The 1,963-nt window shown below is 63.4% G+C and carries 3 protein-coding genes; 1 reads left to right on the top strand and 2 read right to left on the bottom strand.

The window, feature by feature from the left end:
• Window positions 1-43: 43 nt before the first annotated feature.
• Window positions 44-214 carry a hypothetical protein gene (locus HF886_RS20820; protein ID WP_169653380.1) on the bottom strand — a complete coding sequence of 57 codons (171 nt, stop codon included), beginning with the start codon at window positions 212-214 and terminating at the stop codon, window positions 44-46.
• Between the two features lie 14 nt (window positions 215-228).
• On the opposite strand from HF886_RS20820, the gene HF886_RS20815 reads away from it, so the two are divergent.
• On the top strand, window positions 229-927 hold the full coding sequence (locus HF886_RS20815; RefSeq protein ID WP_169653379.1) for a hypothetical protein: 699 nt from the start codon (window positions 229-231) through the stop codon (window positions 925-927).
• Window positions 928-950: 23 nt separating this feature from the next.
• Here HF886_RS20815 and HF886_RS20810 read toward each other — a convergent pair whose 3' ends face one another.
• Window positions 951-1,763: an IS3 family transposase gene (locus HF886_RS20810; protein WP_240955260.1), complete on the bottom strand. Its 813-nt coding sequence runs from the start codon at window positions 1,761-1,763 to the stop codon at window positions 951-953.
• Window positions 1,764-1,963: the final 200 nt, after the last annotated feature.

The following is a 1,963-nucleotide window of genomic DNA, read 5'->3' as shown; positions in this document are numbered from 1 at the left end:
CCTCGGCGAGGGAGCGACACGCCGCGGACCTGGCCGGATGCGCTCAGCCGATTCCCACCACTTCCCGGGACTTACCCCAGCCCCAGCCCCGATCCGTCGGCACCCGTTCACCGGTCGTGTGCGTGTTCTTCCCGGTCAACGATGTATCGACCGGGAAGAACACGAACTTCAGCGCCCCTACCTGCGTCGATGAACGCAGCTCGACGGAAGACACCCCGAGGAGTGACGGTGCACAATCCCCCGCATACCACGTCCACCGATCTGCTCGACCAGGTCGCCGACCTCATCGCCGAGGATCAACCCCACCGCGCCCACACGGACGAAACACGAACGGCGCTCGGATATTTCGATGCCTTCCACGACGGAGCGCCCCAAAGCTATCTCGGCTACCGGTACCGCCTCCGGGTCCTCTTCGACGGCTCGCAGAGCCAGTTGTCCGCGGTGGACGTGCTTCGGTTCATCGCGATGACCGTCGACGACGGCAGGACGCTCCGGCAGCACCTGGCCAAGAAGTATGGTCCGTTCGATGAACCCGGATTCGGTGACGGGCAACCGGATAAAGCGTATGTCGACGAAGCAACCGAGCTCTTGGCCAAGGTGGAGTCCTGGGCACGGTGGAAGCACGGCGTCGACACGACCACAGCGCAAAGCGAGACTCTGAGCCACCTTGAGAACATGATCGCTCTCCTGCTGGCCAGCGACATCCCGGATGCTTCCGAGGTCCACGACTACTTCATGACGGAGATCCTCAAGCGCCTCGACGACGCCGGTGTATCGACGACACGTGCCTTCATCACGAACGCGCTGCTACAGCCGCTGCTGGACGATCGGGCGCACGATCCTGGCCGGGCAGTGCAGAAGATCCGGGACCAGTTCCGCGATCTGTGTGAATGGCAGGTCCCCGATAGTCGGTCCGGTCGGTTCTAGAGCCGATTCCTACTTGCAGTCGATCAGTCGATCTCACACGCCACCGGCTGGTGCCGGTGAGTGCATCCGGCAGCGTACTCGGCAGGAGTTCGGTACCCCAGCGCCGAATGACGGTGCCGGTGATTGTGGTCGTCCTTGAAGTCCTCGATCACCACCCGGGCCTCGAGCAGAGTGGGCCAGTAGTTTCGGTTGAGACACTCATCGCGCAACCGGTTGTTGAACGACTCGATGAACCCGTTGTTCCACGGCGTGCCCGGCGGAATGTAGGACATCCCCACCGACCCAGCACAGAAGTCCCGCAGCGCTTCCGAGATAAACTCAGGCCCATTGTCCATCCGCAGCACCAGCGGCGGCCCACCCCACATCGCGAACGCCTTCTCCAAGCCCTCGATCAACCGGTCGGCGGTGATCGAGCGGTCCACGATGTTCAACAACGACATCCGGGTATGTTCGTCGACCATCGACGCGATCTTCACCGTCTTGCCGTCGATGGTCGAGTCGAACTGGAAGTCCAATGCCCACACCACATTCGGAGCATCCGCGTCGACGATCGGAACCGAGGACAGGCCGGCACGTTTGCGGCGTGGAGCACGCCGGACCTGCAGCCCTTCTTCCTTCCACAGGCGGTGGATCTTCTTCTTGTTTACCTCGATGCCCTGGTCGTAGCGCAGCCACGCCCATGCTCGCCGGAAGCCGTGCCGCGGATGCTTGCGGGCATATCTGCGCAGCTCTGCGCGCAGATCGGCATCCGGATCGTCCGGTGTCTGCGCCAACGGCAACCGCCGGTAAACCGATCGGGAGAGCCCAACGACCTTGCACGCGAACCGCTCCGACATCTGCATAGTGCCGGTGAGCATGGTGATCGCGGCGCGTTTGGCGGTCGGGCTCAGAATTTTCCCTTGGCGATCTCCCGCAGCGCGTCCTTCTCCAACTCGGCATCGGCGAGCAACCGTTTGAGCGGGTAAGTCCCGGGGAGTGGTGGGAATCGGCTGAGCGCATCCGGCCAGGTCCGCGGCGTGTCGCTCCCTCGCCGAGG

It is taken from the genome of Rhodococcus sp. 105337, from assembly GCF_012844225.1.
Taxonomy (GTDB): Bacteria; Actinomycetota; Actinomycetes; order Mycobacteriales; family Mycobacteriaceae; genus Rhodococcus.
This window is presented reverse-complemented; position numbering and strand designations above follow the sequence as displayed.